Source organism: Nocardioides plantarum (genome assembly GCF_006346395.1).
Lineage (GTDB): Bacteria > Actinomycetota > Actinomycetes > Propionibacteriales > Nocardioidaceae > Nocardioides > Nocardioides plantarum.
Map to the genome: position 1 here is coordinate 559,778 of NZ_VDMS01000001.1, position 25,986 is coordinate 585,763.

Sequence of the window (25,986 nt, forward strand, 5' to 3'; positions counted from 1 at the left end):
GACCCTACTGAGCACGGACCCGCACCGAGGAGTGACCCCGCAACACGAAGGTGCCACGACTGCGGGGCTCCTCGAGCAGCTCCAGGCCGGGGTACGTCGCCACGAGGGCGGTGAGCGACTCGGCCAGCTCCATCCGCGCCAGCGGGGCGCCCAGGCAGAAGTGGACGCCGGCCCCGAAGGCCAGGTGCGGGTTGGGGTCGCGGTCGAGCAGCAGCTCGTCAGGGCGTGCGAAGGCCACCGGGTCGCGGTGGGCGGAGCCGATCAGGGCGGCGATCCGCTGGCCCGCCTCGACGACGACACCGGCCACCTCGACGTCCTCGGTAGCGGTGCGCTCGAAGAGCTGCAGCGCGGAGTCGAAGCGCAGCATCTCCTCGACCGCGAGCCCTGCGTCGGGCCCGGGCACGGGCTCGGGCACGAGACCGTGGCGCAGCATCGCGGCGAGACCGTTGCCGAAGACGTTGACCGAGGCCTCGTGCCCGGCGTTGAGCAGCAGCACCACGGCGGCCACCACCTCGTCGTCGCTGAGCTCGGTGGCGGCCAGGTCGCTCGTCAGGTCGGTGGACGGCGTACGCCGGCGCTCGGCGACGAGCTCGCGCACCAGGCCCGCGAAGTCGGTCGCGGCGGCGACGGCCGCGGCCTGCACCTCGGCGTCCGGCGCGACCTCGTACATCCGCACGATCGCCTGGGACCAGCGGCGCAGGTCGTCGGTGTGGGCGGCCGGCACCCCGAGCAGCTCGGCGATCACGAGCACCGGCAGCGGCTCGGCGTAGTCGCCGACGACGTCGAAGTCACCTGGGTCGACCCGGTCGAGCAGCTCGCGCGCGAGCTCGCGCACCCGGGGCCGCAGCCGCTCCACGTGGCCGCGGTTGAAGGCTCTCGACACCGGCCGGCGCAGCCGCGTGTGGACCGCCTGCTCGTTCTCCATCATCTGGTTGCGGTGCAGCAGGTTGAAGGGCTCGAGCACGTCGAGCGGCTCGCGGTCGCGCCACAGCCGGCCCAGCCGCCGGTCGCGGAGCACCTCGCCGACGGCGGCGTGGCTGAACGCCAGGAACCTCCCGGACGCCTCGTGCCACGCCACCGCGTGGCGGGCGCGGTGCTCGGCGAGCTGGGGATAGGGGTCGGCGACGAGCTCGGCCGACCCGAGGTCAAGCGAGGTCGTCGGGACCGAACGCATCGGGCAGGACCTCGGCCATCGTGCGCACGCCCCGCGGCGTCTCGACGAGCAGGTCGGCACCGCCGTTCTCCCACAGGAGCTGGCGGCAGCGCCCGCACGGCATGATCACGTCGTCGTCGCCGTTGACGCAGACGAAGTGGGTCAGCCGGCCGCCTCCCCCGGCGTGCAGCGACGACACCAGCCCGCACTCGGCGCACAGCGTCACGCCGTACGCCGCGTTCTCGACGTTGCAGCCGACGACGACGCGACCGTCGTCGACGACCGCGGCGGCCCCGACCCGGAAGTTGCTGTAGGGCGCGTAGGCCCGGGCAGCCACCTCGACGGCCGCGGCCCGCAGCCCGGACCAGTCGAACGTCTCGTCGCTCATGACTTCACGTACGGCTCGCCGTCCGCGGCCGGCGGGCGGACCCGGCCCACGAAGCCGGCCACCGCGATCACCGTGGCGAGGTAGGGCATCGCCGAGATGAACTCCGACGGGACGCGGCCCAGCGTGGAGAGCTGCACCTCGAGCGTCAGCATGAACCCGAAGAACAGCGCTGCGGCAGTGGCGCCGATGGGGTGCCAGCGGCCCATGATGACGGCGGCCAGCGCGATGAAGCCGTAGTTGGCCGTGACGCCGTTGTCGAAGGTGCCGTTGGAGCCCACGGTGAAGTAGGCGCCGCCGAGACCGGCGAAGACACCGCCCAGGAGCACGGCCTGCCAGCGCACCCGGGTGACCTTGATGCCGACGGTATCGGCGGCCTTGGGGTGCTCGCCGACCGAGCGCACCCGCAGGCCCCACCGCGTCTGGTAGAGCAGGAACGACACCACGATGATCGAGAGGTACATGAGGTAGACGAGCACGTTCTGGTCGAAGAACGTCAGGCCCACGACCGGGATGTCGGAGAGTCCCGGGATCTCGATGCGGTCGAGGATCAGCGGCGCGTTGAGGTACTTGCGGACGTCGGGGTCGTCGGGGATCTGGCTGAGGAAGAAGCTGGTCAGACCGCCGGCGAAGGCCACCAGGACCACACCGAGGACCACCTGGTTGACGTGGTACTTCATGGCGAAGACGCCGAGCAGTGCGGCGATGAAGACACCGGCGAGGACACCGCCCACCAGGCCGGCCTCGGCGCTGTAGGCCAGGCTGGAGGCGACCGAGGCGAAGAACGCCCCGGCGATGAACTGGCCCTCGATGGCGATGTTGATGACGCCGGCGCGCTCGCACAGCACCCCGGCCAGGGCCCCCAGGATGATGGGCGTCGAGCGCCGGATCGCCTCGGGCATGGGGTTGAAGAACACCCGGCCCGCGCCGGAGCCGGCCTGGTCGGTGAAGTTCCAGATGATGAAGCCGGCCAGGAACGCGACCCCGACCAGCACGAAGAGCACCAGCGCCCAGCCGTTGCGTGGCACCAGGTTGGCTGCGGCGAGCCCGAGCGCGACCACGACGAGCACGAGGCACCCCAGCAGGAGGCCGTGGGCGTCGAAGTCCTTGGGCAGGTCGTCCTTGGTGATCCGCTCGGCGAGCGAGTAGCGGATGCCGAAGTCGTCGATGTCGACGAGGAAGAAGGTCAGCAGCGCCGCCACGACCGCGAACACCACGACCAGGCGGACCTGGCGGCGTACGTCGGCCCGGTCGCGCACGTCGGGTGCGGCGGTCTCGAGCGGCTTGTCGAGGTCGATGCTCACGAGCCCCATCCCTTCGCCATGACGGTCGACCCGCCTCCGGCTTCCTTGAACCGCAGCACGCCCTTGACCAGCGCCGGGGCCGCCACGAACAGCACGATCAGCGCCTGCAGCACGTCGGTGAGCTCCTCGGGCGTGCCCGAGGCCTCCATCGCGACGCCACCGACGGCCATCGCCCCGAAGAGCAGGCCCGCCAGGACGGTGCCCAGCGGGGTCGCCCGACCGAGCAGCGCGACGGTGATCGCGTCGAAGCCGATGCTGCCACCGACCCCGAGGCTGATCGAGTCACCGCGACCGAGGATGTTGCTGACGGCGGCGAGCCCGGCGAGGCCGCCGGCCAGCACCATGGCCAGGGTGTAGACCTTGGCGATGTTCATGCCGGCCGTGCGGGAGGCGTCGGCGTTGGCGCCGACCGCGCGCAGCTCGAAGCCGAGGGTGCTGCGCTCGAGGACCCACCACACGAACACGGCCGCGGCGAAGGCCAGCAGCACGCCCACGTGGACGTCGAAGACCTGGGGGAACCGCGCCGAGTCGTCGACCGGGGGCGAGAGCGGGTTGTCGCTGCCGGGGCGCTGGAAGGCGTCCTTGCCGAGGGCGTAGAGCACCACGGACGCGGCGAGGTAGTTGAACATGATCGTGGTGATCACCTCGTGGGCACCGGTGCGCGCCTTGAGCACCCCCACGATGCCGCCCCAGAGGGCGCCCCCAAGGATGCCGGCGACGGCGGCGACGAGCAGGTGCAGGCCACCGGGGAGGTCCCAGGTGAACCCGACGTAGCCGGCGGCCATCGCCCCGACCAGCAGCTGGCCCTGGGCGCCGATGTTGAACAGCCCGGCCCGGAACGCCAGGGTGACGCCGAGCCCGGCGCAGATCAACGGCGCGGCCCGCTCCAGCGTCGTGCTGATCGCGCCCCAGGAGCCGACGGACCCGGTGACCAGCGAGGAGTACGCCGACCAGATGGCGTCGCCGGAGCGGCTGAAGAAGTCCCACGGGTAGGAGAAGAAGTAGGGCAGCGACTCGATCACCCGGTCGTCGCTCAGGGCGATCAGCACGGCCCCGATCAGCAGGGCGAGCAGGACGGCACCGAAGGTGACCTTGAGCGTCGGCAGGTAGGACGCCAGGTCGAGCGGGCTGGTCGTCCGGTCGGCCCGGGCCAGGGAGGCCTTGACCTCCTCGTCGGCCACGCTGTCGGCGGGCGGCACCGTCTCGACCGCCGCGGTCTCGGGACCGGGCGCCTCGGGGGTCTCGGAGGTCGGCTCGGCGTCGCCGGGACGGGCGCCGCGCCCGCCCTCGTCGGGGTTGCTCATCGTGCGGGGCTCCCATCGTCGGTGGCGGGGCGGCTCGGGTCGTCGGCGGGGACGGCGCCGGCCATGAGCAGGCCGATGTCCTCGCGCGCGATGTCGGGGCTGACGGTGGCCACGATCCGGCCGTCGTACATGACCGCGATCCGGTCGGAGAGCGCGAAGATCTCGTCGAGCTCGGTGGACACGATGACCACGGCGGTCCCCTTGTCGCGCTCGGCGACGATCCGCTTGTGGATGAACTCGATGGAGCCGACGTCGACCCCGCGGGTGGGCTGCGAGGCGATGAGCACCTTCAGCGGGCGTGAGAACTCGCGGGCGACGACGACCTTCTGCTGGTTGCCGCCGGACAGCGAGGAGACCGGGGTGCTGGCGGACTCGGTGCGGATGTCGAACTCCGCGATCCGGGCGTCGGCGTTGGCCTTGATCTTGTCGAGGCGCAGCGCGAGCCCGTGGGAGAAGTCGTCGTGGCGGTAGAGGTCGAGGATGAGGTTCTCGCGCACGCTGAAGCCGCCGACGTAGCCGTCGTGGCTGCGGTCCTCGGGGATGTAGCCGATGCCGTTCTCGAGGCTCTGGCGCGGGCCCTGGTTGCTGATGTCGCGACCCTCGACCAGGATCCGGCCGGCGTCGGGCTTGATCAGCCCGAGCAGCGACTTGATCAGCTCGGTCTGGCCGTTGCCCTGGACCCCGGCGACGCCGAGCACCTCGCCGGCGCGGGCCTCGAAGGAGACGTCCTTGACGACCTGGTGCCCGCGCGGGTCGATGACGGTGACGTTGCGGACCTCGAGGACGGGGTCGCCGGCGCGGGCGGCGTCCTTGGTGACCCGCAGCGAGACCTCGCGACCGACCATCATCTCGGCCAGCTCGGCCTCGGAGGCGGTGGGATCGGCGGTGCCGACGACCTTGCCGCGGCGGATCACGCTGATCCGGTCGCCGACGGCGCGCACCTCGCGCAGCTTGTGGGTGATGAAGATGATCGAGGTGCCCTGGGCCTTGAGCTCGCGCATGATGCCCATCAGCTCGTCGATCTCCTGCGGCGTCAGCACCGCGGTCGGCTCGTCGAGGATCAGCACCTTGGCGTCGTTGGCGAGCGCCTTGAGGATCTCGACGCGCTGCTGGACGCCGACCGGCAGGTCCTCGACGAGCGCGTCGGGGTCGACGGCGAGCTTGAACCGCTCGGACAGCTCGCGGACCGCCTGGGAGGCCTTGCGCCGGTTGAGGATGCCGGCGCCGCGGGTCTGCTCGCGGCCCAGCATGACGTTCTCGGCGACGGTGAAGACCGGGACGAGCATGAAGTGCTGGTGCACCATCCCGATGCCGGCGTCGATCGCGTCGCCGGGGGTGGCGAAGGTGACCGGTCGACCGTCGACCACGATCTCGCCCTCGGTGGGGTCGAGCAGGCCGTAGAGCATGTTCATCAGCGTCGACTTGCCGGCGCCGTTCTCACCGAGCAGGCAGTGGATCTCGCCGGGCTCGACGGTCAGGTCGATCTGGTCGTTGGCGGTGAACGAGCCGAACCTCTTGGTCAGGCCACGGATCTCGAGCTTCATCGCGCTCCCTCGCATTGCGCACGACGTCGTGGCGGGTTCCGGACGGGGACACCCACGCTAGTCGATGCGACTGGTCGATGACGGAGGCCGGGGTGAGGGAAAGTCCCTCACCCCGGCCTCCGTCGTGGTCGGATGACCCGCAGGTCAGCTCGTGGTGATGTCGCCCGAGATGATCCCGGCCTTGAGCTCCTCGAGCTTGTCCTTGACCTCCTGGTCGATGGACCCGTCGAAGTCGTGGAACGGGGCCAGGCCCACGCCGTCGTTCTCCAGCGTGCCGGAGAACGGCTCGTTGGTGAAGGTGCCCTCGGCGGACTCCTTGATCGCCTCGGTGACCGAGACGTCGAGGCCCTTGACGACCGAGGTCAGCAGGATGTCGCCGTACTCGGTGGACTCGTAGCCGTCGGTGTCGACCCAGATGCCCTTGGCACCGGCGTCCTTGGCGGCCTGCAGGCCACCGAGGCCGGCGGGACCGGCGACCGGGAACAGGATGTCGGCACCCTGCTGGATCAGGTCGGCGCCGACGCTCTGGCCCTTGCCCTTGTCGTTGAAGTCCTCGGTGAAGGAACCCTTCTTGCCGTCCCAGCCGAGCAGGGTGACGTCGTCGCCGTCGTTGTCCTTGTTGTACTGCTCGACGCCGAGGCGGAAGCCCTCCATGAAGATGGTCACGGTCGGGATGTTGAGGCCGCCGAAGGTGCCCACGAAGCCGCTCTCGGACTGGCTCGCGGCGAGGTAGCCGGCCAGGAAGGAGGGCTGGTCGGTCGCGTAGTTGAGGCCCTTGAGGTTGGCGGCGGGCTTCTCGTAGCCGAAGTCGACGATGGCGAAGTCGACCTTGGGGTTCTTCTTGGCCGCGGCCTCGGTGGCGTCACCGAGCAGGAAGCCGACCGTGGTGATCTCGTTGCAGCCGTCGGCGATCAGCTGGTCGATGTTGTCGGCGTACTCGGTGTCGCTGTCGGACTGGACCTTGGCGGTCTGGACGCCGAACTGGGCGGCGGCGTCCTCCTGGCCCTTGAGCGAGGTCTGGTTGAACGACTTGTCGTCGAACCCGCCCGAGTCGGAGACCATGCACGCCTTGAAGTCGGGGAACTGCTCGGCCGCCTCGGACGGCGTGGCCGACTCCGACGCGGCGCTCGAGGTCGAGGGGTCGTCGGAGCCCTCGTCGTTGTTGTCGTCGCGGTCGCCGCACGCGGAGAGCGACAGGGCGAGCAGCGTGGCTGCCGCAGCGATAGTGGCCGTCTTCTTCACGGCGTTCCTCCTGGGGTTGATCGAGAGAGCGTGCACCATGGGGAAAGCACGTCGCGTCACCATAGTGTGGCGATCGCGCCGACGGGCCGATCGCGCAGGAAAACCCCTGACTGTTACCTGTCGGTGACATACGCGCCCCGCCTCGGGCACGACGCGCAGCCGGATCGGCCCCTCAGACGGGCTGCTGGGCGCCGATCGCCGTCTCGGCGAGGACCCGCGCGCCGATGGCGATGGCGCGCTCGTCGACGCGCAGGTTGCCCTGGTGCAGGTCGTACGTCGGTCCGCCCGGTGTCCGGGTGCCGAGCCGGAACATGGCGCCCGGCACCTGCTCGACGTACCAGCCGAAGTCCTCGCCGCCGAGGCTCTGCGGCACGGCGGTCTGCCCGGCCGGGCCCAGGACCGAGCGGACGGCGGCCTCGACGACGGCGTTGGAGGCGGGGTCGTTGACGACCGGCGGCACCCCCTGGAGGTAGTCGACCCGCGCGGTGACGCCGTAGGGACGCACGATGTCGTGGACGGCCTCGCGGATGATCGGCTCGCACTGCGTCCATGCGACGGCGTCGAGGATGCGGACCGTGCCGGCGACCATGCCGCGGTCGGGGATCACGTTGGGGGCCGACCCGGCGCGGACGACGCCCCACACGACGCTGACGCCGGCGCGGGGGTCCATCCGGCGGCTCAGCACGGCCGGCAGCTCGCTGGTCACCTTGGCCAGGGCGAAGGTGAGGTCGCCGGTGAGGTGGGGGCGCGAGGTGTGGCCGCCGGTGCCCTCGAGGTGGACCTCGATCTTGTCGGCGGCGCTGGTGAGCGGCCCGGTGCGCATGCCGACCCGACCGACGTCGACGGCGGGGTCGCAGTGCAGGGCGAAGACCCGGCTGACGTCGTCGAGGTGGCCGTGCGCGACGAGCTGCTTGGCCCCGCCCGGCATCACCTCCTCGGCCGGTTGGAAGAGCAGCCGCACCCGGCCGGGCAGCTCGCCGCGCTCGGCGAGCTCGCCGAGCGCGAGGCCCGCGCCCAGGAGGGCGGTGGTGTGGACGTCGTGCCCGCAGGCGTGGGCCACCCCGGGCACCGTGCTCGCCCACGGCTCCCCCGTCACGTCCTGCACGGGGAGCGCGTCCATGTCGGCCCGCAGGGCGACGACCGGCCCCCGGTCGGGTCCGAGCTCGGCGACCACGCCGGTCGGCGAGGGGTAGGCGACCCGCCAGCCGGCGACCTCGAGGCGGTGCCCCACGAGCTCGGTGGTCCGCGTCTCGCCCCACGACAGCTCGGGGTGCGCGTGCAGGTCGCGGCGCAGGTCGGTCAGCTCGGCGGTGTACTTGTCGACGACGTCGGCGATCACCGCGGAGGAGTCGGTGAGGGAGCCAGGCACCTCGTCAGGCTAGTCGACGTCCGTGGCCGGGCCGCCGTCGTACGCCGCGAGCAGCCGGTCGGCGGCGATCGTCGCCGGCAGCCCGCCGCCCAGCACGTCGCGTCGTACGTCGTCGCGGATGGCGCGCACCCCGGGCGAGTGCCGCAGCCGCTGGTCGAGCTCGTCGCGGACCAGCGCCCAGGTGAAGTCGAGCTGCTGGGCGGCGCGCTTGGCGGCCAGCCCGTCGACACCGAGGTGGTCGCGGTGGGCGAGCACGTGGTCCCAGACGTCGTCGACGTGCCGGTCGTGCAGCGCCGAGCAGGTGACCACCGGCGGCGCCCACTCGTCGTGGCCGCGCACCAGGCGCAGCGCGCCCGCGAGCTCGCGGGCGGCGCCCCTGGCCTCGACCTCGTGGTCGCCGTCGGCCTTGTTGACCGCGACGACGTCGGCGATCTCGAGGATGCCCTTCTTGATGCCCTGCAGCTGGTCGCCGGTGCGGGCCAGGGTGAGGAACAAGAACGTGTCGACCATGCCGGCGACGGTGACCTCGGACTGGCCGACGCCGACGGTCTCGACCAGCACCACGTCGTACGACGCCGCCTCGAGCACCGCCATGGCCTGCACGGTCGCCCGCGCGACCCCGCCGAGCGTGCCGGCCGACGGCGACGGCCGGATGTAGGCGGCCGGGTCGGCGCTGAGCCGGGACATCCGGGTCTTGTCGCCGAGCACCGATCCGCCCGTGCGCACGCTGCTCGGGTCGACCGCGAGCACGCCGACGCGGTGGCCGGCGGCGGTCAGCCGCGACCCGAGGGCCTCGATGAACGTGGACTTCCCGACCCCGGGCACGCCGGAGATGCCGACGCGCACGGCGGGCGAGCGCACGCCCGACCGCTCACCGGTGAGCTCGGTCAGCAGCTCGCGGGCCGCCGTACGACGCTCGGGCTTGGCCGACTCGACCAGGGTGATCGCCTGCGCGACCGCCGCGCGACGTCCCCCGCGGACCCCGTCGACGAGCGAGGCGACGTCAACGGGCATCAATGCCCGAGCTGCTCGCGCAGCTTGGCCAGGAGGGCGAGGGCCGACTCGGCGATGACGGTGCCGGGCAGGAACACCGCGGCGGCGCCCATCTCCTGGAGCACCGGCACGTCGTCGGGCGGGATGACGCCGCCGATGACGGTCATGATGTCGGGCCTCCCCTGCTCGGCGAGCGCGGTCTTGAGCGCCGGCAGCAGCGTGAGGTGGCCGGCGGCCAGCGAGCTGACCCCGACGATGTGGACGTCGGCGTCGACGGCCTGCTGGGCGACCTCCTCGGGCGTGGAGAACAGCGGGCCGACGTCGACGTCGAAGCCCAGGTCGGCGAACGCCGAGACGATGACCTTCTGGCCGCGGTCGTGACCGTCCTGGCCCATCTTGGCGACGAGGATGCGCGGGCGGCGCCCCTCGGCCTCCTCGAACTCGGCGGTGGCGTCGAGGACCTGCGTGAGCAGGGTGCCGTCGCCCTCGCCGGCCGTGTCGCGGTACACGCCGGAGATCGTACGGATGACCGCCTGGTGGCGGCCGTAGACCTTCTCGAGGGCGTCGGAGATCTCGCCGACGGTCGCCTTGGCCCGCGCGGCGTCGACCGCGAGTGCGAGCAGGTTGCCGTCGAGGGAACCCTTGGCCGCGCCGCGGTCAGCACTGTTGGTCAACGCTTCGAGAGCACTGCTCACCGCGTTGTCGTCCCGCTCGGCGCGCAGACGCTCCAGCTTGGCGACCTGCTGGCGGTAGACGTCGTCGTTGTCGACGCGCAGCACGTCGAGCTTGTCCTCGGCGGCGAGCCGGAAGGTGTTGACGCCGATGACCTTCTGGGCACCGGAGTCGATGCGGGCCTGGGTGCGCGCGGCCGCCTCCTCGATGCGCATCTTGGGGATGCCCTGCTCGATGGCCTTCGCCATGCCGCCGGCCTGCTCGGCCTCCTGGATGTGCGCCCAGGCCTTCTCGGCGAGGTCGTGGGTGAGGCGCTCGACGTAGTAGGAGCCGGCCCACGGGTCGATCGTGCCGGTGGTGCCGGACTCCTGCTGCAGCAGCAGCTGGGTGTTGCGCGCGATGCGGGCGGAGAAGTCGGTGGGCAGCGCGATGGCCTCGTCGAGGGCGTTGGTGTGCAGGCTCTGGGTGTGGCCCTGGGTGGCTGCCATCGCCTCGATCGCCGTGCGCCCGACGTTGTTGAAGACGTCCTGCGCGGTCAGCGACCAGCCGGAGGTCTGCGAGTGGGTGCGCAACGAGAGCGACTTGGGGTTCTGCGGAGCGAAGTCGCGCACCAGCCGTGACCACAGCGCACGAGCGGCGCGCAGCTTGGCGACCTCCATGTAGAAGTTCATCCCGATGGCCCAGAAGAAGCTCAACCGTGGGGCGAACTGGTCGATCGTCATCCCGGTCTCGAGGCCGGCGCGGATGTACTCGACCCCGTCGGCGAGCGTGTAGGCCAGCTCGAGGTCGGCCGTCGCCCCGGCCTCCTGGATGTGGTAGCCGGAGATCGAGATCGAGTTGAAGCGCGGCATCTTCGCCGAGGTGTAGCTGAAGATGTCGGAGATGATCCGCATCGACGGCGCCGGCGGGTAGATGTAGGTGTTGCGGACCATGAACTCCTTGAGGATGTCGTTCTGGATCGTCCCCGCGAGCTGCTCCGGCCTCACCCCCTGCTCCTCGGCCGCCGCGATGTAGAGCGCGAGCACCGGCAGCACCGCGCCGTTCATCGTCATCGACACCGACATCTCGTCGAGCGGGATGCCGTCGAACAGGGTGCGGGTGTCGTAGATCGAGTCGATCGCCACGCCCGCCATGCCGACGTCGCCACGCACCCGCGGGTGATCGGAGTCGTAGCCGCGGTGGGTCGCCAGGTCGAAGGCGACCGACAGGCCCTTCTGGCCCGCCGCGAGGTTGCGGCGGTAGAACGCGTTGGACGCCTCGGCGGTGGAGAAGCCGGCGTACTGGCGGACCGTCCACGGCTGCGTGGTGTACATCGTCGGGTAGGGCCCACGCAGGAACGGGCTCAGGCCCGGCCAGGTGTCGAGGGCGTCGAGGCCCTCGAGGTGCTCGGGTCCGTAGACCGGCAGGATGTCGATGCCCTCGGGGCTGGTCCACGCCTTGCCAACGCCCCTCGAGCCACCCTCGGTGGTCGAGCTTGTCGAGACCCCGCGCAGCGGCAGGCCGGAGAAGGACTTCGGTACGCCGCTCATGACAGGGCCTCTCTCGTGCGGGCCAGGAACGCGAGCGCATCGACACCCATCGCGCAGGAGTCGTCGGCCACGTCGAAGAGGTCGGTGGTCGAGCTTGTCGAGGCCCCCGCGACGACGACCCGGGTCGCCCCGGCCTCGCGCAGCGCGCTCGCCGCGACCTCGCCCCACTCGGCGTACGCCGCGTCGGCGCCGGCCAGGCAGACCACCGCCTGCCCGTCGTACGCCGCGACGAGGGCCGCCACGGAGTCGGTCGGGCCCGCGACGTCGACGGCCACGCCGCCGGCCGCGAACAGGTTGGTGGCGAAGGTGGCGCGGGCCGTGTGGGCGGCGACCGGGCCGAGCGTGGCGAGGAAGACGTGGGCGGCCGGCGGGTCGTCGCGCAGTGCCTCGAAGCTGGCGCCGTAGGCCCGGACCCCGGTGGTCGAGCCCGTCGGGACCCGCTCGGGCAGCGTCTCGTCGAGGTGGGGGAACTCGCTGAGGCCGGTGAGCGGCCGTTTGCGGGTGGCGACGAGCCTCTCGCGGGCGGCGACGACGTCGGCGATCGCCGCGTCCCACGCATCGCCCGCGCCACCGTCCTCCAGCTCGCCCAGGACGGCCCAGGCGGCGACGGCGAGGTCGTCGGTGAACCTCTCCACGGCGTAGGAGCCGCCGGCCGGGTCGGCGACCCGGGCGACGTGGGACTCGCTGATGAGCAGGTGGGAGGTGTTGCGTGCGATCCGGCGACCGAAGGCGTCGGGCCGACCGAGGGCCGAGTCGAACGGCAGGACCGTCACCGCGTCGGCGCCGCCGACGCCGGCCGCGAACGCGGCGACCGTCGTACGGAGCATGTTGACCCACGGGTCGTAGCGCGTCATCATCGGCCGGCTGGTCACGGCGTGCAGGCGCATCGGCACCGGGTCGGAGCCGCTGAGCTCCTGCACGCGGGCCCACAACCGTCGCGCGGCGCGGAGCTTGGCGATCCCGGCGAACTGGTCGTCGGTGACGGCGAGCCGGAACTCCACGAGCCCAGCGGCCTCCCCCACCGACAGCCCGGCGGCGGTGGCGTCGCGCAGGTAGGTGGCCGCGGCCGCCATGGTCCAGCCGAGCTCCTGTCCGTCGGAGGCGCCGGCGTCGTGCGTCCCGAGCCCATCGATCACGAAGCCGAGCACCCCCGCGGCCGAGGCGCGCGCGGCGACGGCGGCGTCGAAGGTGGGCAGGCCGAGGTTGGTGCCGGGGTGGATCTCGCGATCACCGGCCCAGTCGAGGAAGGCCGTGGCTGTCGTCGTCGGATCGTCGCGGGCGTCGAGCACGACCGGCGCGAGGTCGAGGAGGACGCCGTCGAGCGTGCCGGCGAAGTCGGTGCCGGACGCGGCGTGGAGCCACAGGGAGGTCACGCCGCCCTCGAGGTCGCCGAGGACCTCCTCGTTGACGACCTTCGGGTCGCCGTCCGACACATGGGCCCGGATGTCCCAGTCGCCGGCGCGGGCCGGGCGACCGGAGGTCTGCAGGCCGTCGAGCAGCTCGGGCGTGCCGAGGGGTGGCACCGCGATCGCGTCGAGGGTGGTGCGGGTGAGCTTGTCCCACACCAGCCGGTCGGGGTCGTCGTCGGTCATCCGACGCGCCTTGCGCAGCACCTGGGCGGTCTCGCGCTCCCAGTCCTCCCGCGAGTGCCGGTCCTCCGGCTGCGCCAGGCGGAGCGTGCCCTGCTCGGGCTCCAGCTCGCGGGGCTCGTCCAGACCACCCTCGACGGCGGTCCCCTCGGTCGTCATGGTCCGAACAGTAGGAGGCGTCTGTGACCACGACCACCCGGTGTGACCTTTTCGGTACGCCGCCCCGCCGCGGGCCGACGCCCTACCCTCACGCCATGAAGGTCTCGGACCCGACCGGCCAGGTGTGGCGGGTACGCCGCCGGTGGGTGCCCTGGCGGCGGCGGCTGACGGGCTGGCTGAGCGACTCGTGGGGGTGGGCGAGCCTGGGCGACGACCCGATCAGCCTGATCGTCTTCGTGGTCATCGGCATCCCGGTGCTCGTCATCACCGCGATCGCCTTCGCCGAGCTGCTGCTCCTGCTGCTCCTGCTGCCGTTCGTCCTGCTCGGCCGGGTGCTGCTGGGCCGGCACTGGACCGTCGAGGCGCGCAAGGGCCTCACGATCTGGTGGGAGGAGACGTCCGGCGACTGGCGGGCCAGCGCCACCCGCATCGCCGACGTGGCCGCCGCGATCGAGCGCGGCGCGGTGCCCGAGCAGAACGTCGACCGGCCCGATCCCGCCGCACCTCAGTGACGGGTCGACGTCGTCTCGGTCGGGTAAGCCGTCGGGACTGGGGGCGGACCGTGGCAGCAGCACGCGGACCCACGTGCCGTGGTCGGGGGTGCTGCCGATCTCGATGCGTCCCCCGTGGGCGGCCACGATGCTCCGGGCGATGCCGAGGCCGAGGCCGGCCCCTGGCGCGGCCCGCTCCAGCGCACCCTTCGCGCGGAAGAACGGGGTGAAGACCCGGTCGAGGTCGTCGCTGTCGATGCCGATCCCGGTGTCGGTGACCACGATCTCGACCTCGGCGGCCGCGACGTGCTGGCGGACCTCGACCCGGCCGCCGCGCTCGGTGTACTTGAGCGCGTTGGAGATCAGGTTGTCGAGGACCTGGCGCATCCGCTCGCGGTCGACGACCAGCGAGGCGGCCTCCGAGGCGGCCTCCAAGGCGGCCTCCGAGGCGGGCGCCGGCAGGTCGGTGACCAGCTCGACCCCGCAGGTGGACGCCGTCGGTACGGCGGCCTCGACGGCGTCGCGCAGGACGCCGGTGAGGTCGGTGGCCGACCGGGTCAGCGCGACCGTCCCGTCACGGCGGCTCGCCGACAGCAGCAGGTCGGCGACCAGGCCCTGCAGCCGGTGCGAGTTGCGCTGGACCACGCGCAGCTGGTGCCGGACGTCGGGGGGCAGGTCGTCGCGGTCGGTCAGCAGCTCGAGGTGACCGAGGACCGAGGTCAGCGGGGTGCGCAGCTCGTGCGAGACCAGGGCCAGGAACTCCTCTCGGGACCGCAGGGCACGCATCAGGTCGGTGATGTCGCTGTAGCCCAGGACGGCTCCGGTGAAGGCCCCCGAGGGGTCTCGCACGGCCCGGGCGGAGACGGCGAGGGCCCGGCGCGTGGTCGGGTCGTCGCCGACCCAGATCCGGTAGTCGTCGAACTCCTCGCCGCGGACCGCCCGGGTGGTCGGCATGTCCTCGGAGGCCAGGACGGTCACCCCGTCCGCGGCGAAGACGTGGCCGGTCTGGCCGGCCTGCCCGAGGTGGCCCTCGGGATAGGCGAGCTCGAGGAAGTCGCTGTGGCGTCGGTTCCACTGCTCGTAGTGGCCGTCGCGGTCGATGAGGACCATGCCGAGGTCGACCGTGTCGAGGATGGCCTCGGCCGTGCGCCGATGACGATCGATGACCCGGCTCGCCTCGGACAGGCGCTCGCGGTCCTCACGAGGCCGGCTGACGTCGTTGATCTGCCCGATCAGGTGCAGGGGCCGGCCGTCCTCGTCGCGCAGCAGCACCACCGACAGGTCGCCCCACAGCGTGCTGCCGTCGGCCCGCACGCAGCGCTTGGTGATGCGGTAGCTGGAGCGCGAGCCCGCGATCGTCTCGTCGAACAGGCGCTGGTGGGCGGCCAGGTCGTCGGGGTGGGTCAGCACCTGGAAGGCGGACCCGCGCAGCTCCTGCTCGGTCCGGCCGAGCATCGTGCACAGGGATCGGTTGGCCGAGAGCAGCAGACCGTCGGGGCTGACCAAGGTCATGCCGACCGGCGAGTGCTCCATGGTCAGCTGCCACAACCGCTCGGCGCCAGAAGGCTCGCTCACGTCACCCCCACCGGTTCGTCCCGTGGCCCCACACTGCCACCACCGGGCCCGGATGTCGCCTGCCCGCCCAGAACCTCCCGACTGGGCCAGACCAGCCGTACGACGACCGCAGACGGCCCCGGCACCCCGACCAGGGCGCGGTGCGCCCTGAGAGTTCACGCGGCGGACACGCCCGCATCGGCATCAGGTCGTTCGGCCACCGCATGGTCGGAGCATGCGGATCGCCTTGGTCACCGAGACGTTCTATCCCGCCGTCGACGGCACCACGACCACGCTCAAGGCGGTCGCGGACCGGTTGGTCGACCTCGGGCACACGGTGCGCGTGGTCGCGCCGGGGCCCGGGCTGACGACGTACCGCACCTCCCAGGTCGTGCGGGTGCGTCCCCTCGAGCCGGTCGGCCCGCAGGTGCGGGCCGCCCTGGACCAGTTCGCGCCGGACGTCGTGCACGTGACCTCCCCCGGCGCCCTGGGGCGCAAGGCGCTCAAGCACACCCGGCGTACGGGCATCCCCTCCGTCGTCGTCGAGCAGTCGGCCGTGCTCGACCAGAGCGCTGACTACTGGCGCTCGCGGGTCGCCGACCGGGCCGACCGGGTGCTGGTGACCTCCGACTGGATGGTCCACCGGCTGGGTGAGTTCGGGGTCGAGGCCGGGCTGTGGCGTCCCGGGGTCGACACCGCCGCGTTCACGCCGGCCCTGCGCGACCAGTGGCTGCACGACTCCTGGTCGCGGGCCCGGGCCGCCGGCGGTCCTCGCGTCGTGGTCGGCTACGTCGGGGGGCTGCACCGCCGTCACGCCGTACGCCGGCTGGCCGAGCTGGGCTCGGTGCCGGGGATCCGCCTGGTCGTCGTCGGCGCCGGCCCCCAGCGCGACTGGCTCGAGAGCCGCCTGCCGGGTGCGCGGATGACCGGCCCTCTGTCCACCGGTGACCTCACCATCGCCCTCCCGACGCTCGACGTGCTGGTTCACCCGGGGGAGCACGAGACCTGCAGCCACGCCCTGCGCGAGGCGGCGGCGTCCGGTGTGCCGGTGGTTGCGCCGCGCGCCGGCGGTGCGCCCGACGTCGTGCGCCACCTGGAGTCGGGGCTGCTCTACGACCCCGCCGACCACCGCGCGTTCCGGCGCAGCGTCGAGGCCGTGGTGGCCGACCGGCACCGCGGTCTGCTCGGCCAGCGTGGTCGCGAGCTCGCGGCGGAGCGCGGCTGGAGCGAGGCCGTGGACGAGCTCGCCCTGCACTACACGAGCCTCGTGGGGTCGCTCTCGCCTCTATGATCCGCGCATGAGCTCGGCCTCTCAGATCCTGGAGCGCGACACCGAGCTCGCCCGGATCGCCGAGGCCCTCGACAGCGCCACGGCCGGCCACGGCCGGGTCCTGGTCATCGAGGGGCTGGCCGGCATCGGCAAGACGCGGCTGGTCCGCGAGGCCCGCGAGCTGGCGCGCGCACGCGGCTTCGGACGACTCCAGGCCGCGGGCGACGACACCGAGACCGCGATGGCGTGGGGCGTCGTACGACAGATGGTGGAGCGCTCGGTCTCGCGCTACAGCGGCGACGTGCGGCGCGCCATCCTCGACGGGCCGGCCGGCGCCGCTCTGCAGGCCCTCGACGTCGCCCCGGAGAGCTCGGCGACCGACGCCGAGGTCGCCCGCACCCTGCACGCCCTGTGGTGGGTCGCGATCGACCTGTCCTCGACGCGCCCGCTGCTGATCACGGTCGACGACGCCCAGTGGAGCGACCAGCCGTCGCTGCGCTTCCTCGGCTACCTCGCCCGACGGGTCGCCGACCTGCCGATCGCGCTGGTCGTCAGCACCCGCCCGCCCACCGGCGCCACGGGCCCGCTCACCGACCTCACCGTGTCGCCGTACGTCGAGAGGCTGCTCCCCGAGACCCTGTCGGCGACGGCGGTGGCCGCCTTCCACACCCCCGAGGGCGTCGTGCCGTGCCCCGACGTCGTGACCGCCATGCACGCGGCCTGCGGCGGCAACCCGTTCCTCACCGGAGCGCTGCTCGACGAGCTGGTCAGCGCGGGTCACGACGTGAGCAACCCGGTCACCGCGGCCGCCATCGGCGGGCTGGGCCCCGCGACGATCTCGCGCGCCATGCTGAGCCGGCTCTCGCCCGAGGCCCTCGCCCTGGCCGGGGCGGCGGCGGTGCTCGGCGTCGACGCCAGCCCGTGGCTGGCCCGCCGGGTCGCGCAGGTCGACGAGGAACGGCTCGAGCCGGCGGTCGCCGACCTCGTGCGGGCCAACGTGGTGCTCGGCGGTGCTGACGGGCTCACGTTCGTCCACCCGGTGATCCGGGAGGCGACCGTGGCCGCCCTCGGCTCGCTCACCGTCGCCGGGATGCACGCCCGTGCCGCGGTCGAGCTCCGCGCGCGGCACGCCCCCGCGACCCAGCTCGCCGTCCACCTGCTCGTCGCGCCCGTCGGCACGCTCCCCGACGCCGCCGACCTGCTGTCCGAGGCCGCCCGGTTCTCCCTCGCGGCCGGCGACCGCGAGGTCGCCGCCGACTGCCTGGCCCGGGCGCTGCTCGAGCGTCCCGGCGACCTGGTCGTGCGCGAGCGGCTCGGCGCGACCCTGCTGCGGGCCGGCCGTCCGGCCGAGGCCCGCCCCCACCTGCTCGAGGCCGCCGAGGCCGAGACCGATCCCCGACGTCGCGCCGAGATGCAGGCGGCCGCCGCCTCGGCGACGCTCGCGACGGCCGGCGCCGAGGCCGCGGTCGCCGAGCTCGTGTCGGTCCTCGACCGCTGGCCGCCCCTGGACCACGAGCCGGCCCGGCTGACGCTCGAGGCCGCCCTCGGGGTGACCCGCCAGTTCGTGCCCTCGCAGCGCCCGCTGTCCCTCGAGCACCTGAGCCGCTTCGAGCAGCTGCGGGGCGACACCGCCCAGGAGCGCACCCTGCTGGCCCTGCTCGCCCAGCGCGCCCGCCACGAGAACCAGCCGCACACCCGGGTCGCCGACTACGGCCTGCGGGCGCTCGGCGACGGCGCGCTCTTCGACGACTGCGCCCGTGGCGACGGCCTGGTGCCCTGGACGCTGGCGATGATGGCAGCGATCACCGCCGACGCTGTCGTCGAGGCCCGCCACGAGCTCGACCGGGCCCGCGCCCGGATCGTGCGCGGCGGGTCCCCGGTCGACTACGCCATGGCGGCCAACGCCGCGCAGGTCCTCGCCTGGCGGCTCGGCGACGTGGTCGCCACCGACACCGAGTCCGAGGCCGTCCTGGCCGCGGTCGCCCTGGAGCCCCTCACCCCCGAGGTCCTCTCGCTCCGCACGACGGCCGCGCAGTTCGCCTGCTACGTCGCCATGGAGCGGCGCGACCTGGCGGCGGCCAAGGCGGCCCTGGCCGGTGTCGACTCCGGCACGCAGGGCATCCGGGTGATCCCCCTGATCTGGCTCCACGAGGTCCGTGCCCGGGTGAGCCTGGCCGAGGACGACCCCCACGCCGCGCTCGGTCACCTCGCGACCCTGCAGCGCGAGACGCAGGCGGTCGGGATCGACCCGGCCGGCCTCGCGTGGCGGCTCCCGGCCGCGATCGCCTGCTCCCGGCTCGGTCGCGACGACGAGGCCCGTGCCCATCTCGCCGCGCAGGTCGACCGCGCCCGCGCCTGGGGCTCGCCGACCGAGCTCGGGGAGGCGCTGCGGGTGGCCGCCCGCTTCGACCCCGACCCCGATGCCCGCGCCCAGCGTCTCGACGAGGTGGTCCTGGTGCTGGCGGGCTCGCCCGACCGGCTCGAGCACGCCAAGGCCCTGGCCGACCAGGCCGAGTCGTGGCGCGCGCAAGGACGTCGTACGGAGTCGCGCGAGCTGCTGGCCGAGGCAGCCGACCTCGCCCGGGCCTGCGGCGCCCGGGCTCTGGAGACGCGGATCTCGGGCGCCCTGGCCGCCCTGGGCGACCGACCCCGCCGTACGACCAGGGCGGGGAGCGAGTCGCTCACCGCCAGCGAACGACGGGTCGCCACGCTGGCCGTCGTCGGCCGCAGCAACCGCGACATCGCCCACGAGCTGTTCGTCTCCCCCAAGACCGTCGAGAACCACCTCGGCCGCGTCTACACCAAGCTCGGCATCGGCAGCCGCCGCGAGCTGGCCGGGGCGCTGGCGCCGTAGCACCCGTCGAGGGCCCCGACCTTGCGCCGTCCCCGCGACGTATGTCACACCTGGGGGGTGAACACGTCTCCTAGCACGGTCGTAGAGTGAACTCTCGTGGCAACAACGACCCGGCCCGCCCTCGTCACGGGCTCACGATCGACTCGTTCTACGGTCGCCCTCAAGATCGCGATGGCCGCCAGCGGCCTCGTCTTCGTGGCGTTCGTGCTCGTGCACATGTACGGCAACCTCAAGGCCTTCTCGGGCCAGGAGTCGTTCAACGGCTACGCAGAGCACCTGCGTGAGTTCGGTGAGCCGATCCTCCCGCACGAGGGCTTCCTGTGGATCTCGCGAGCCGGCCTCCTGCTGGCGCTCGTCGTGCACGTCACGTCGGCCGTGATCCTGGCCCGCCGGGCCGGCCGGGCCCGCACGACCAAGTACGTCGTGAAGAAGAACCGCAGCTCGAGCCTGTCGTCGCGCACGATGCGGTGGGGCGGCGCCACGCTGTTGCTCTTCATCATCTGGCACCTGCTCAACTTCAGCTTCGGCAAGATCAACGTCAGCAACGGCAACACCGGCGACGCCGCCGGCGATCCCTACACGCTGATGGTCGACAGCTTCGACGTCTGGTGGCTGACCGCTATCTACCTCGTCTCGATGGCGGCGCTGGCCCTGCACCTGCACCACGGCACGTTCAGCGCCACCCAGACCCTCGGCTTCACCAACTCCGCCAAGGCCCGCCGCAACGCCCGGGCCGCCGGGATGGTGCTGGCGATCGTCGTCGCCGGCGGCTTCTCGCTGGTCCCCATCGGCGTCCTCGCCGGCATCATCGACTGACTGAAGGGCTCACACCATGGCCGGATCGACCTTCCACGAGGGCCTCACCCCGCTCAACTCCGCGCCGACCCAGACGTCGGACGACGCCCACGACTACTACACCAAGGGCGACAAGATCGTCGACGCCGTCGCGCCGACCGGTCCGATCGCCGACCGGTGGACCACCCGCCGCTTCGAGAACCGGCTGGTCAACCCGGCCAACCGCCGCAAGTTGACGGTGATCATCGTCGGCACCGGCCTGGCCGGTGGCGCGGCCGCCGCGACGCTCGGCGAGGCCGGCTACAACGTGAAGTCCTTCTGCTACCAGGACTCCCCGCGGCGGGCGCACTCGATCGCCGCCCAGGGCGGCATCAACGCGGCCAAGAACTACAAGGAGGACGGTGACTCCACGTTCCGGCTCTTCTACGACACCGTGAAGGGCGGCGACTACCGCGCCCGTGAGTCCAACGTCTATCGGCTGGCCGAGGTCAGCACCAACATCATCGACCAGTGCGTCGCGCAGGGCGTCCCGTTCGCGCGCGACTACGGCGGCCTGCTCGACAACCGCTCCTTCGGCGGCGTGCAGGTCTCGCGCACCTTCTACGCCCGGGGCCAGACCGGCCAGCAGCTCCTGATCGGCGCCTACCAGGCCATGGAGCGCCAGGTCGCGGCCGGCACGGTCACCCAGTACACCCGCCACGAGATGCTCGAGCTGGTCGTCGTCGATGGCAAGGCCCGCGGCATCATCGCCCGCGACCTGGTCACCGGCGAGATCGAGACCCACCTGGCCGACGTCGTCGTCCTGGCCTCGGGCGGCTACGGCAACGTCTTCTTCCTCTCCACCAACGCGATGGGCTCCAACGTCACCGCCGCGTGGCGTGCGCACCGCAAGGGCGCCTACATGGCCAACCCCTGCTACACGCAGATCCACCCGACCTGCATCCCGGTCTCGGGCGAGCACCAGTCCAAGCTCACCCTGATGTCGGAGTCGCTGCGCAACGACGGCCGGATCTGGGTGCCCAAGAACCGCGACGACTGCGACAAGGACCCGCGCGACATCCCCGAGGAGGACCGCGACTACTACCTCGAGCGCATCTACCCGTCCTTCGGCAACCTCGTCCCCCGCGACATCGCCTCGCGCCAGGCCAAGAACGTCTGCGACGAGGGCCGCGGCGTCGGTCCCCTGGTCGGCGACTTCCGGCGTGGTGTCTACCTCGACTTCACCGACGCCATCGCGCGCTACGGCAAGGCCGGCGTGGAGGAGAAGTACGACAACCTCTTCGACATGTACGAGCGGATCACGGGTGAGAACCCCTACGAGGTGCCGATGCGCATCTACCCCGCCGTGCACTACGTCATGGGCGGTCTGTGGGTCGACTACCACCTGCAGTCCAACCTGCCCGGCCTGTTCGTGACCGGCGAGGCCAACTTCTCCGACCACGGCGCCAACCGCCTCGGGGCGTCGGCCCTGATGCAGGGCCTGGCCGACGGCTACTTCGTGCTGCCCAACACGATCCGCGACTTCCTCGCCGACGGCCCGTTCCCGGCCATCGACGAGTCGCACCCCGAGGTCGTCGCCGCCCAGACCTCGGTCAAGGAGCGGGTCGACCGCTTCCTGTCGATCGGCGGCACCCGCTCGGCCGACAGCTTCCACCGCGAGCTCGGCAACATCATGTGGGAGTACTGCGGCATGGAGCGCACCGAGCCCGGGCTGCGCAAGGCCATCGACATGATCCGTGAGCTCAAGCAGGCCTTCTGGTCCGACCTCAAGGTGCTCGGCACCGGCGACACGCTCAACCAGTCGCTCGAGCGAGCCGGACGCGTCGCCGACTTCATCGAGCTCGGTGAGCTGATGTGCATCGACGCCCTCAACCGGCGCGAGTCCTGCGGCGGCCACTTCCGCGGCGAGTCGCAGACCGAGGACGGTGAGGCACTGCGTCACGACGAGGAGTTCGCCTACGTCGCGGCCTGGGAGTGGGGTGGCGACTCCCTGGAGGGCGGCCAGCCCGTGCTCCACAAGGAAGACCTCATCTACACCGCCATCGAGATGAAGCAGCGGAGCTACAAGTAATGAACCTGACCCTGAAGATCTGGCGGCAGTCCGGCCCCACCGCCCCCGGCGCGATCCACACCTACCAGGTGGGCGACGTCTCGGAGGACATGAGCTTCCTCGAGATGCTCGACCACCTCAACGAGGACCTCAACGAGAAGGGCGAGGAGCCCGTCGCCTTCGACTCCGACTGTCGCGAGGGCATCTGTGGCTCGTGCGACCTGATGATCGACGGCCAGGCCCACGGCCCCGAGGTCACCACGAGCTGCCAGCTGCACATGCGGTCCTTCAAGGACGGCGACTCGATCACCGTCGAGCCGTGGCGCGCCGACCCGTTCCCGGTCATCAAGGACCTCATCGTCGACCGCTCGGCCTTCGACCGGATCATCCAGTCCGGCGGCTACATCTCGGCCAACACCGGCTCCGCGCCCGAGGCCAACTCGGTGCCGGCCCCGCGCGACAAGGCCATGCGTGCCTTCAACGTCGCCACCTGCATCGGCTGCGGCGCCTGCGTGGCGGCCTGCCCCAACGGCTCGGCCTCGCTCTTCCTCGGCGCCAAGATCACCCACCTCGGCGAGCTGCCCCAGGGGCAGCCCGAGCGGTGGTCGCGGGTGACCGCCATGGTCGCCCAGCACGACGCCGAGGGCTTCGGCGGCTGCACCAACATCGGTGAGTGCACCGCGGCCTGCCCCAAGGAGATCCCGCTCGACGTGATCTCGCAGCTCAACAAGGACTTCCGCACCGCGGTCAAGAACGGGCACTGACACCCGTTGGGAAAATCTCCGCTGTAGCGGTGAAACTCCCACCTCCTCGACGAAGCTCCGTCGAAGGGGAATGAGTTTCACCGCTACAGCGGTGAAACTCCCACCGCATCGACAGAACTCCCACCCGCCCCCACCCCCGCCATCCAGACCGCCCGCCGCGCGAAGGCGTCACGCAGCTCGGCGGGCTTCTCGACCGTCATCGGCAGGGTGTGGTCCGAGAGCCGCAGCACCGTGGCGTCCAGGTTGCGGGTGGTCAGCCGCAGTCGGGTGCAGGTCGCGTCGACCGGCTCGGCGACCCCGACCCACCTCGGGATCGTGGCGCGTACGACCTCGAGCGGGGCGTGGAGCAGTACGCTCACCGTCCACTCCTCCCAGCTCGTGGCGAGCGAGGTCTCGACGGCGGCCGCCACGTCGAGGCCGGACGGCGTACGGAAGGTCTCCGCGAGGAGGTCGGCGGCGCTGATCCGGTCGACGCGGAAGGTGCGTCGCGCGCGGCGTAGGTGGCACCAGCCGTGCAGGTAGAGGTGACCGCGCACGACCGCGACGCCGTAGGCGTTGACGTCACGGGTGGTCGACCCGTGCCGGATCCGGCAGACCCGCTCGCCCACCACCCCCGCGGCCAGCGTCGCGAGCAGCGAGGGGTCGGGGGTGGCGCCGGGGGCGAGCCGGTCGCTGCGCTCCGGGGGTACGACGGCCGCGAGGACGTCGTCGACCCGCTCGGCCACCGCGCGTGGCAGCGCCCGGCGCAGCTTGCCCAGCGCCGCAGCCGCCGGCCCGGGCGGGCCGTCGGGAGCCCGACCGGTCAGGACCGCCATGGTCAACGTCAGCGCGACCGCCTCGTCGGTGCCGAGCATCAGCGGCGCCATCCGGTAGCCGGCCTCGAGGTGGTAGCCGCCGACCCGGCCCCGGTGGGCGGTGACCGGGATCCCCAGCTCCTGGAGGGTGCCGACGTAGCGGCGTACGGTGCGCTCCCCCACGCCGAGCTCGGCGGCGAGCTGGTCGGCGGTCAGCCCAGGGCGTTCCTGGACGCGTTCGAGCAGGGCCAGCACCCGACCCGACGGGCTCGCCAATCCGGTCGGGAACTGTCCGCTCACCCGGCTAGCGTACGGCGCATGACCACGGCACTGATCGTCATCGACGTCCAGGAGGGCAACACCTCCGGCGCCCACGACCGCGACGGCGTCGTCGCCCGCATCCGGGGTCTCATCGACCGGGCGCGAGCCGACGACGTCCCCGTGATCTGGATCCAGCACGAGGCCGGTCCGTTCGTGCCCGGCTCCGACCCGTGGCAGATCGTCGAGGAGGTCCGGCCCGGCGCCGGCGACCCGGTCGTCGCCAAGCTCTACCTCGACGCCTTCGTCGAGACCGACCTGCGGGCGCGCCTCGACGCCCTCGGCGTCACCCGACTCGTGCTGTGCGGCGCGGCGACCGACGCGTGCGTCCGCAGCACCGCCGCCCGCTCCCAGATCGAGGGCTACGACACGGTGCTGGTCGCCGATGGCCACACCACCGACGAGGGTCCGTGGGACCTCGACCTGCCCGACGGCACCACCGTGCCGGTCGGGGCCAAGGAGATGATCGCCTACACCAACTTCTTCGTCGCCGACACCGAGTACCCCGGCGTCACCACCGAGGTGGTGCCGGCGGCCGACGTCACCTGGTGACCGACGTCCGCTCCTCGGCAGCCGCAGCGGCGCGCGAGGCCCGCAGCGCCTTCCAGCCCAGCGAGCCGAGCACGCCCGCGATGGCGAAGTTGACGACGATGAGCACCGTGTGGGCGACCCAGTAGCCCGTGGGTCGGTCCTCGCCGGAGTCGTAGGCGGCGTAGAGGTTCTTGGCGAAGGTGCTGAAGGTGACGACGTTCCAGACCGCGACCCCCAGCAGCAGGACGGCGTGCTTGCGTTCGAACCTCATGGCTTGTTCCTCCGCAGGAAGGCGACCACGGCCAGGGTGACCGCGCTGCCGGCGGCGAACGGCGCCGGCCACGTACGACGCGCCGCGGCTGTCTCGTTGCCAGCGGTGACGATCGCGGGGAGCTCGGTGAGGTCGGGGGTGGCCGGGCCCTGGACCGGGTCGGCGGGCGCCCCCTGACGCAGCGCGATCGCCGCCGGCGTCGTGTAGGCCCACGTGGCGGCGTAGAGCACGAGGCGGGAGAAGTAGTTGATCCAGACCAGCAGGATCAGCGCGATGCCGAACGCCTGGAAGGCCGGCTGGCCCTTCGTCGAGCCCAGCAGCAACCCCGAGAGCTGCTTGAGCACCTCGAAGCCGACCGCGCCGAGGAGCGCGCCCGACCACAGCGACCGCGACGGCGGGTCGGGCTCGGCGAGCAGCTTGAACAGCGCGTAGAAGAGCAGGGCGTTGGCGGCCAGGCCGAGGACGATCGCCAGCAGCCTGACCAGCCAGCCCAGCTCGGAGCCCAGGCCCAGGAAGTCCAGCACGTCCTCGGAGAACCCGGAGACGAACCCAGCGACGGCCACCGCGACGACCAGGACCAGGCCCACGACCACGAGCGCCTCGAGGTCGCGCAGCTTGCCCTTGACGAACGACGGCTGCTCGCGCTGCGGGGTCTCGAAGACGACACCGAGCGCGTCGCGCAGCGCCGAGACCCAGCCGAGACCGGCGTACAGGACACCGAGGAGACCGACGACGCCGGCCAGCCCGGAGAAGTCCTGCACGTCGTCGATCGAGATCTGGCTCTCGCCGTCGCCGATGATGCCGGGCAGGACCGAGTCGATCGCGGTGACGACGTTCTCGCGGGCGTCGGGGTAGACGCCGGCGATGAGCCCGACGGTGAAGAACGCCAGGGCCAGGATCGGGAAGAACGACAAGAACGCGAAGTAGGTGACGGCCCCGGCCTGCTGGCCCGCCTTGACCCGGCCGTAGTGCTCGTTCATCAGCAGCACGTGGTCGAGGGCGGGGTGCTCCTCGCGCGCCTCGCCCAGCCGCTCCTTCACCGAGACCATGC

At 72.2% G+C, this 25,986-nt stretch carries 20 protein-coding genes; 6 read left to right on the forward strand and 14 right to left on the reverse strand.

From position 1 onward, the window contains the following. Positions 1 to 4 precede the first annotated feature (4 nt). From FJQ56_RS02575 to FJQ56_RS02625, 11 genes are all read right to left on the reverse strand, one after another. Entirely contained in the window at positions 5 to 1,174 is a 1,170-nt protein-coding gene (locus FJQ56_RS02575) for a cytochrome P450 (protein ID WP_140007629.1), read from the reverse strand. Then, positions 1,146 to 1,541: a cytidine deaminase gene (locus tag FJQ56_RS02580; protein WP_140007630.1), complete on the reverse strand. Its 396-nt coding sequence runs from the start codon at positions 1,539 to 1,541 to the stop codon at positions 1,146 to 1,148. Before FJQ56_RS02580 ends, FJQ56_RS02575 begins: the two co-directional genes overlap by 29 nt. After that, complete coding sequence (locus FJQ56_RS02585; RefSeq protein WP_246083955.1) at positions 1,538 to 2,842, reverse strand: ABC transporter permease; 1,305 nt, start codon at positions 2,840 to 2,842, stop codon at positions 1,538 to 1,540. Before FJQ56_RS02585 ends, FJQ56_RS02580 begins: the two co-directional genes overlap by 4 nt. Next, a complete protein-coding gene (locus tag FJQ56_RS02590; RefSeq protein WP_140007632.1) occupies positions 2,839 to 4,146 on the reverse strand; it encodes an ABC transporter permease in 1,308 nt (435 codons plus the stop codon). Before FJQ56_RS02590 ends, FJQ56_RS02585 begins: the two co-directional genes overlap by 4 nt. Beyond that, positions 4,143 to 5,690 carry an ABC transporter ATP-binding protein gene (locus FJQ56_RS02595; RefSeq protein WP_140007633.1) on the reverse strand — a complete coding sequence of 516 codons (1,548 nt, stop codon included), beginning with the start codon at positions 5,688 to 5,690 and terminating at the stop codon, positions 4,143 to 4,145. The genes FJQ56_RS02590 and FJQ56_RS02595 overlap by 4 nt, the downstream gene beginning before the upstream one ends. Positions 5,691 to 5,834: 144 nt before the next feature. Continuing rightward, positions 5,835 to 6,932 (reverse strand): BMP family lipoprotein, encoded by a 1,098-nt coding sequence (locus FJQ56_RS02600; protein WP_246083956.1) that lies wholly within the window; start codon positions 6,930 to 6,932, stop codon positions 5,835 to 5,837. Positions 6,933 to 7,104: 172 nt separating this feature from the next. Further along, positions 7,105 to 8,301: an amidohydrolase gene (locus tag FJQ56_RS02605; protein WP_140007635.1), complete on the reverse strand. Its 1,197-nt coding sequence runs from the start codon at positions 8,299 to 8,301 to the stop codon at positions 7,105 to 7,107. 9 nt (positions 8,302 to 8,310) lie between these two features. Continuing rightward, positions 8,311 to 9,315, reverse strand: a complete 1,005-nt coding sequence (meaB, locus tag FJQ56_RS02610) for a methylmalonyl Co-A mutase-associated GTPase MeaB (RefSeq protein ID WP_140007636.1) — start codon at positions 9,313 to 9,315, stop codon at positions 8,311 to 8,313. Beyond that, positions 9,315 to 11,495 (reverse strand): methylmalonyl-CoA mutase, encoded by a 2,181-nt coding sequence (scpA, locus tag FJQ56_RS02615; RefSeq protein ID WP_140007637.1) that lies wholly within the window; start codon positions 11,493 to 11,495, stop codon positions 9,315 to 9,317. Before scpA ends, meaB begins: the two co-directional genes overlap by 1 nt. Further along, positions 11,492 to 13,243: a methylmalonyl-CoA mutase family protein gene (locus FJQ56_RS02620; RefSeq protein ID WP_140007638.1), complete on the reverse strand. Its 1,752-nt coding sequence runs from the start codon at positions 13,241 to 13,243 to the stop codon at positions 11,492 to 11,494. Before FJQ56_RS02620 ends, scpA begins: the two co-directional genes overlap by 4 nt. Further along, the gene (locus FJQ56_RS02625; RefSeq protein WP_140007639.1) at positions 13,240 to 15,309 is read right to left on the reverse strand and encodes a sensor histidine kinase; all 2,070 of its coding nucleotides are present in this window, start codon (positions 15,307 to 15,309) and stop codon (positions 13,240 to 13,242) included. The genes FJQ56_RS02620 and FJQ56_RS02625 overlap by 4 nt, the downstream gene beginning before the upstream one ends. Before the next feature lie 214 nt (positions 15,310 to 15,523). On the opposite strand from FJQ56_RS02625, the gene FJQ56_RS02630 reads away from it, so the two are divergent. The 5 genes from FJQ56_RS02630 to FJQ56_RS02650 all read left to right on the forward strand — a co-directional run bounded on the left by FJQ56_RS02630 (position 15,524) and on the right by FJQ56_RS02650 (position 23,021). Next, positions 15,524 to 16,579 carry a glycosyltransferase gene (locus FJQ56_RS02630; RefSeq protein ID WP_140007640.1) on the forward strand — a complete coding sequence of 352 codons (1,056 nt, stop codon included), beginning with the start codon at positions 15,524 to 15,526 and terminating at the stop codon, positions 16,577 to 16,579. A 7-nt stretch (positions 16,580 to 16,586) separates the two neighbouring features. Further along, positions 16,587 to 19,412: a helix-turn-helix transcriptional regulator gene (locus FJQ56_RS22855; protein ID WP_140007641.1), complete on the forward strand. Its 2,826-nt coding sequence runs from the start codon at positions 16,587 to 16,589 to the stop codon at positions 19,410 to 19,412. 96 nt (positions 19,413 to 19,508) lie between these two features. Beyond that, complete coding sequence (locus FJQ56_RS02640; RefSeq protein ID WP_140007642.1) at positions 19,509 to 20,228, forward strand: succinate dehydrogenase cytochrome b subunit; 720 nt, start codon at positions 19,509 to 19,511, stop codon at positions 20,226 to 20,228. A gap of 16 nt (positions 20,229 to 20,244) precedes the next feature. Further along, entirely contained in the window at positions 20,245 to 22,278 is a 2,034-nt protein-coding gene (locus tag FJQ56_RS02645; protein ID WP_140007643.1) for a fumarate reductase/succinate dehydrogenase flavoprotein subunit, read from the forward strand. Beyond that, positions 22,278 to 23,021 (forward strand): succinate dehydrogenase/fumarate reductase iron-sulfur subunit, encoded by a 744-nt coding sequence (locus tag FJQ56_RS02650; protein ID WP_140007644.1) that lies wholly within the window; start codon positions 22,278 to 22,280, stop codon positions 23,019 to 23,021. Before FJQ56_RS02645 ends, FJQ56_RS02650 begins: the two co-directional genes overlap by 1 nt. A gap of 83 nt (positions 23,022 to 23,104) precedes the next feature. Here the strand turns inward: FJQ56_RS02650 and FJQ56_RS02655 are convergent, their stop codons facing one another. Beyond that, positions 23,105 to 24,115 (reverse strand): helix-turn-helix transcriptional regulator, encoded by a 1,011-nt coding sequence (locus FJQ56_RS02655; RefSeq protein ID WP_170215234.1) that lies wholly within the window; start codon positions 24,113 to 24,115, stop codon positions 23,105 to 23,107. An 18-nt stretch (positions 24,116 to 24,133) separates the two neighbouring features. Between FJQ56_RS02655 and FJQ56_RS02660 the strand changes: the two genes are divergently transcribed. Next, the gene (locus FJQ56_RS02660) at positions 24,134 to 24,685 is read left to right on the forward strand and encodes an isochorismatase family protein (protein WP_140007646.1); all 552 of its coding nucleotides are present in this window, start codon (positions 24,134 to 24,136) and stop codon (positions 24,683 to 24,685) included. Here the strand turns inward: FJQ56_RS02660 and FJQ56_RS02665 are convergent. Continuing rightward, the gene (locus tag FJQ56_RS02665; protein WP_140007647.1) at positions 24,675 to 24,935 is read right to left on the reverse strand and encodes an SCO4848 family membrane protein; all 261 of its coding nucleotides are present in this window, start codon (positions 24,933 to 24,935) and stop codon (positions 24,675 to 24,677) included. The two genes, FJQ56_RS02660 and FJQ56_RS02665, sit on opposite strands and share 11 nt — an antisense overlap. Continuing rightward, positions 24,932 to 25,984: a YihY/virulence factor BrkB family protein gene (locus tag FJQ56_RS02670; RefSeq protein ID WP_140007648.1), complete on the reverse strand. Its 1,053-nt coding sequence runs from the start codon at positions 25,982 to 25,984 to the stop codon at positions 24,932 to 24,934. The genes FJQ56_RS02665 and FJQ56_RS02670 overlap by 4 nt, the downstream gene beginning before the upstream one ends. Between the last annotated feature and the right edge of the window lie 2 nt (positions 25,985 to 25,986).

What these genes read in the sequence shown, in the direction of transcription:
- FJQ56_RS02590 (WP_140007632.1), bottom strand. Translation starts at nt 4,146, where the DNA reads ATGAGCAACCCCGACGAGGGCGGGCGCGGCGCCCGTCCCGGCGACGCC.
- scpA (WP_140007637.1), bottom strand. Translation starts at nt 11,495, where the DNA reads ATGAGCGGCGTACCGAAGTCCTTCTCCGGCCTGCCGCTGCGCGGGGTC.
- meaB (WP_140007636.1), bottom strand. Translation starts at nt 9,315, where the DNA reads ATGCCCGTTGACGTCGCCTCGCTCGTCGACGGGGTCCGCGGGGGACGT.
- FJQ56_RS02620 (WP_140007638.1), bottom strand. Translation starts at nt 13,243, where the DNA reads ATGACGACCGAGGGGACCGCCGTCGAGGGTGGTCTGGACGAGCCCCGC.
- FJQ56_RS02575 (WP_140007629.1), bottom strand. Translation starts at nt 1,174, where the DNA reads ATGCGTTCGGTCCCGACGACCTCGCTTGACCTCGGGTCGGCCGAGCTC.
- FJQ56_RS02670 (WP_140007648.1), bottom strand. Translation starts at nt 25,984, where the DNA reads ATGGTCTCGGTGAAGGAGCGGCTGGGCGAGGCGCGCGAGGAGCACCCC.
- FJQ56_RS02650 (WP_140007644.1), top strand. Translation starts at nt 22,278, where the DNA reads ATGAACCTGACCCTGAAGATCTGGCGGCAGTCCGGCCCCACCGCCCCC.
- FJQ56_RS22855 (WP_140007641.1), top strand. Translation starts at nt 16,587, where the DNA reads ATGAGCTCGGCCTCTCAGATCCTGGAGCGCGACACCGAGCTCGCCCGG.
- FJQ56_RS02645 (WP_140007643.1), top strand. Translation starts at nt 20,245, where the DNA reads ATGGCCGGATCGACCTTCCACGAGGGCCTCACCCCGCTCAACTCCGCG.
- FJQ56_RS02660 (WP_140007646.1), top strand. Translation starts at nt 24,134, where the DNA reads ATGACCACGGCACTGATCGTCATCGACGTCCAGGAGGGCAACACCTCC.
- FJQ56_RS02665 (WP_140007647.1), bottom strand. Translation starts at nt 24,935, where the DNA reads ATGAGGTTCGAACGCAAGCACGCCGTCCTGCTGCTGGGGGTCGCGGTC.
- FJQ56_RS02630 (WP_140007640.1), top strand. Translation starts at nt 15,524, where the DNA reads ATGCGGATCGCCTTGGTCACCGAGACGTTCTATCCCGCCGTCGACGGC.
- FJQ56_RS02595 (WP_140007633.1), bottom strand. Translation starts at nt 5,690, where the DNA reads ATGAAGCTCGAGATCCGTGGCCTGACCAAGAGGTTCGGCTCGTTCACC.
- FJQ56_RS02580 (WP_140007630.1), bottom strand. Translation starts at nt 1,541, where the DNA reads ATGAGCGACGAGACGTTCGACTGGTCCGGGCTGCGGGCCGCGGCCGTC.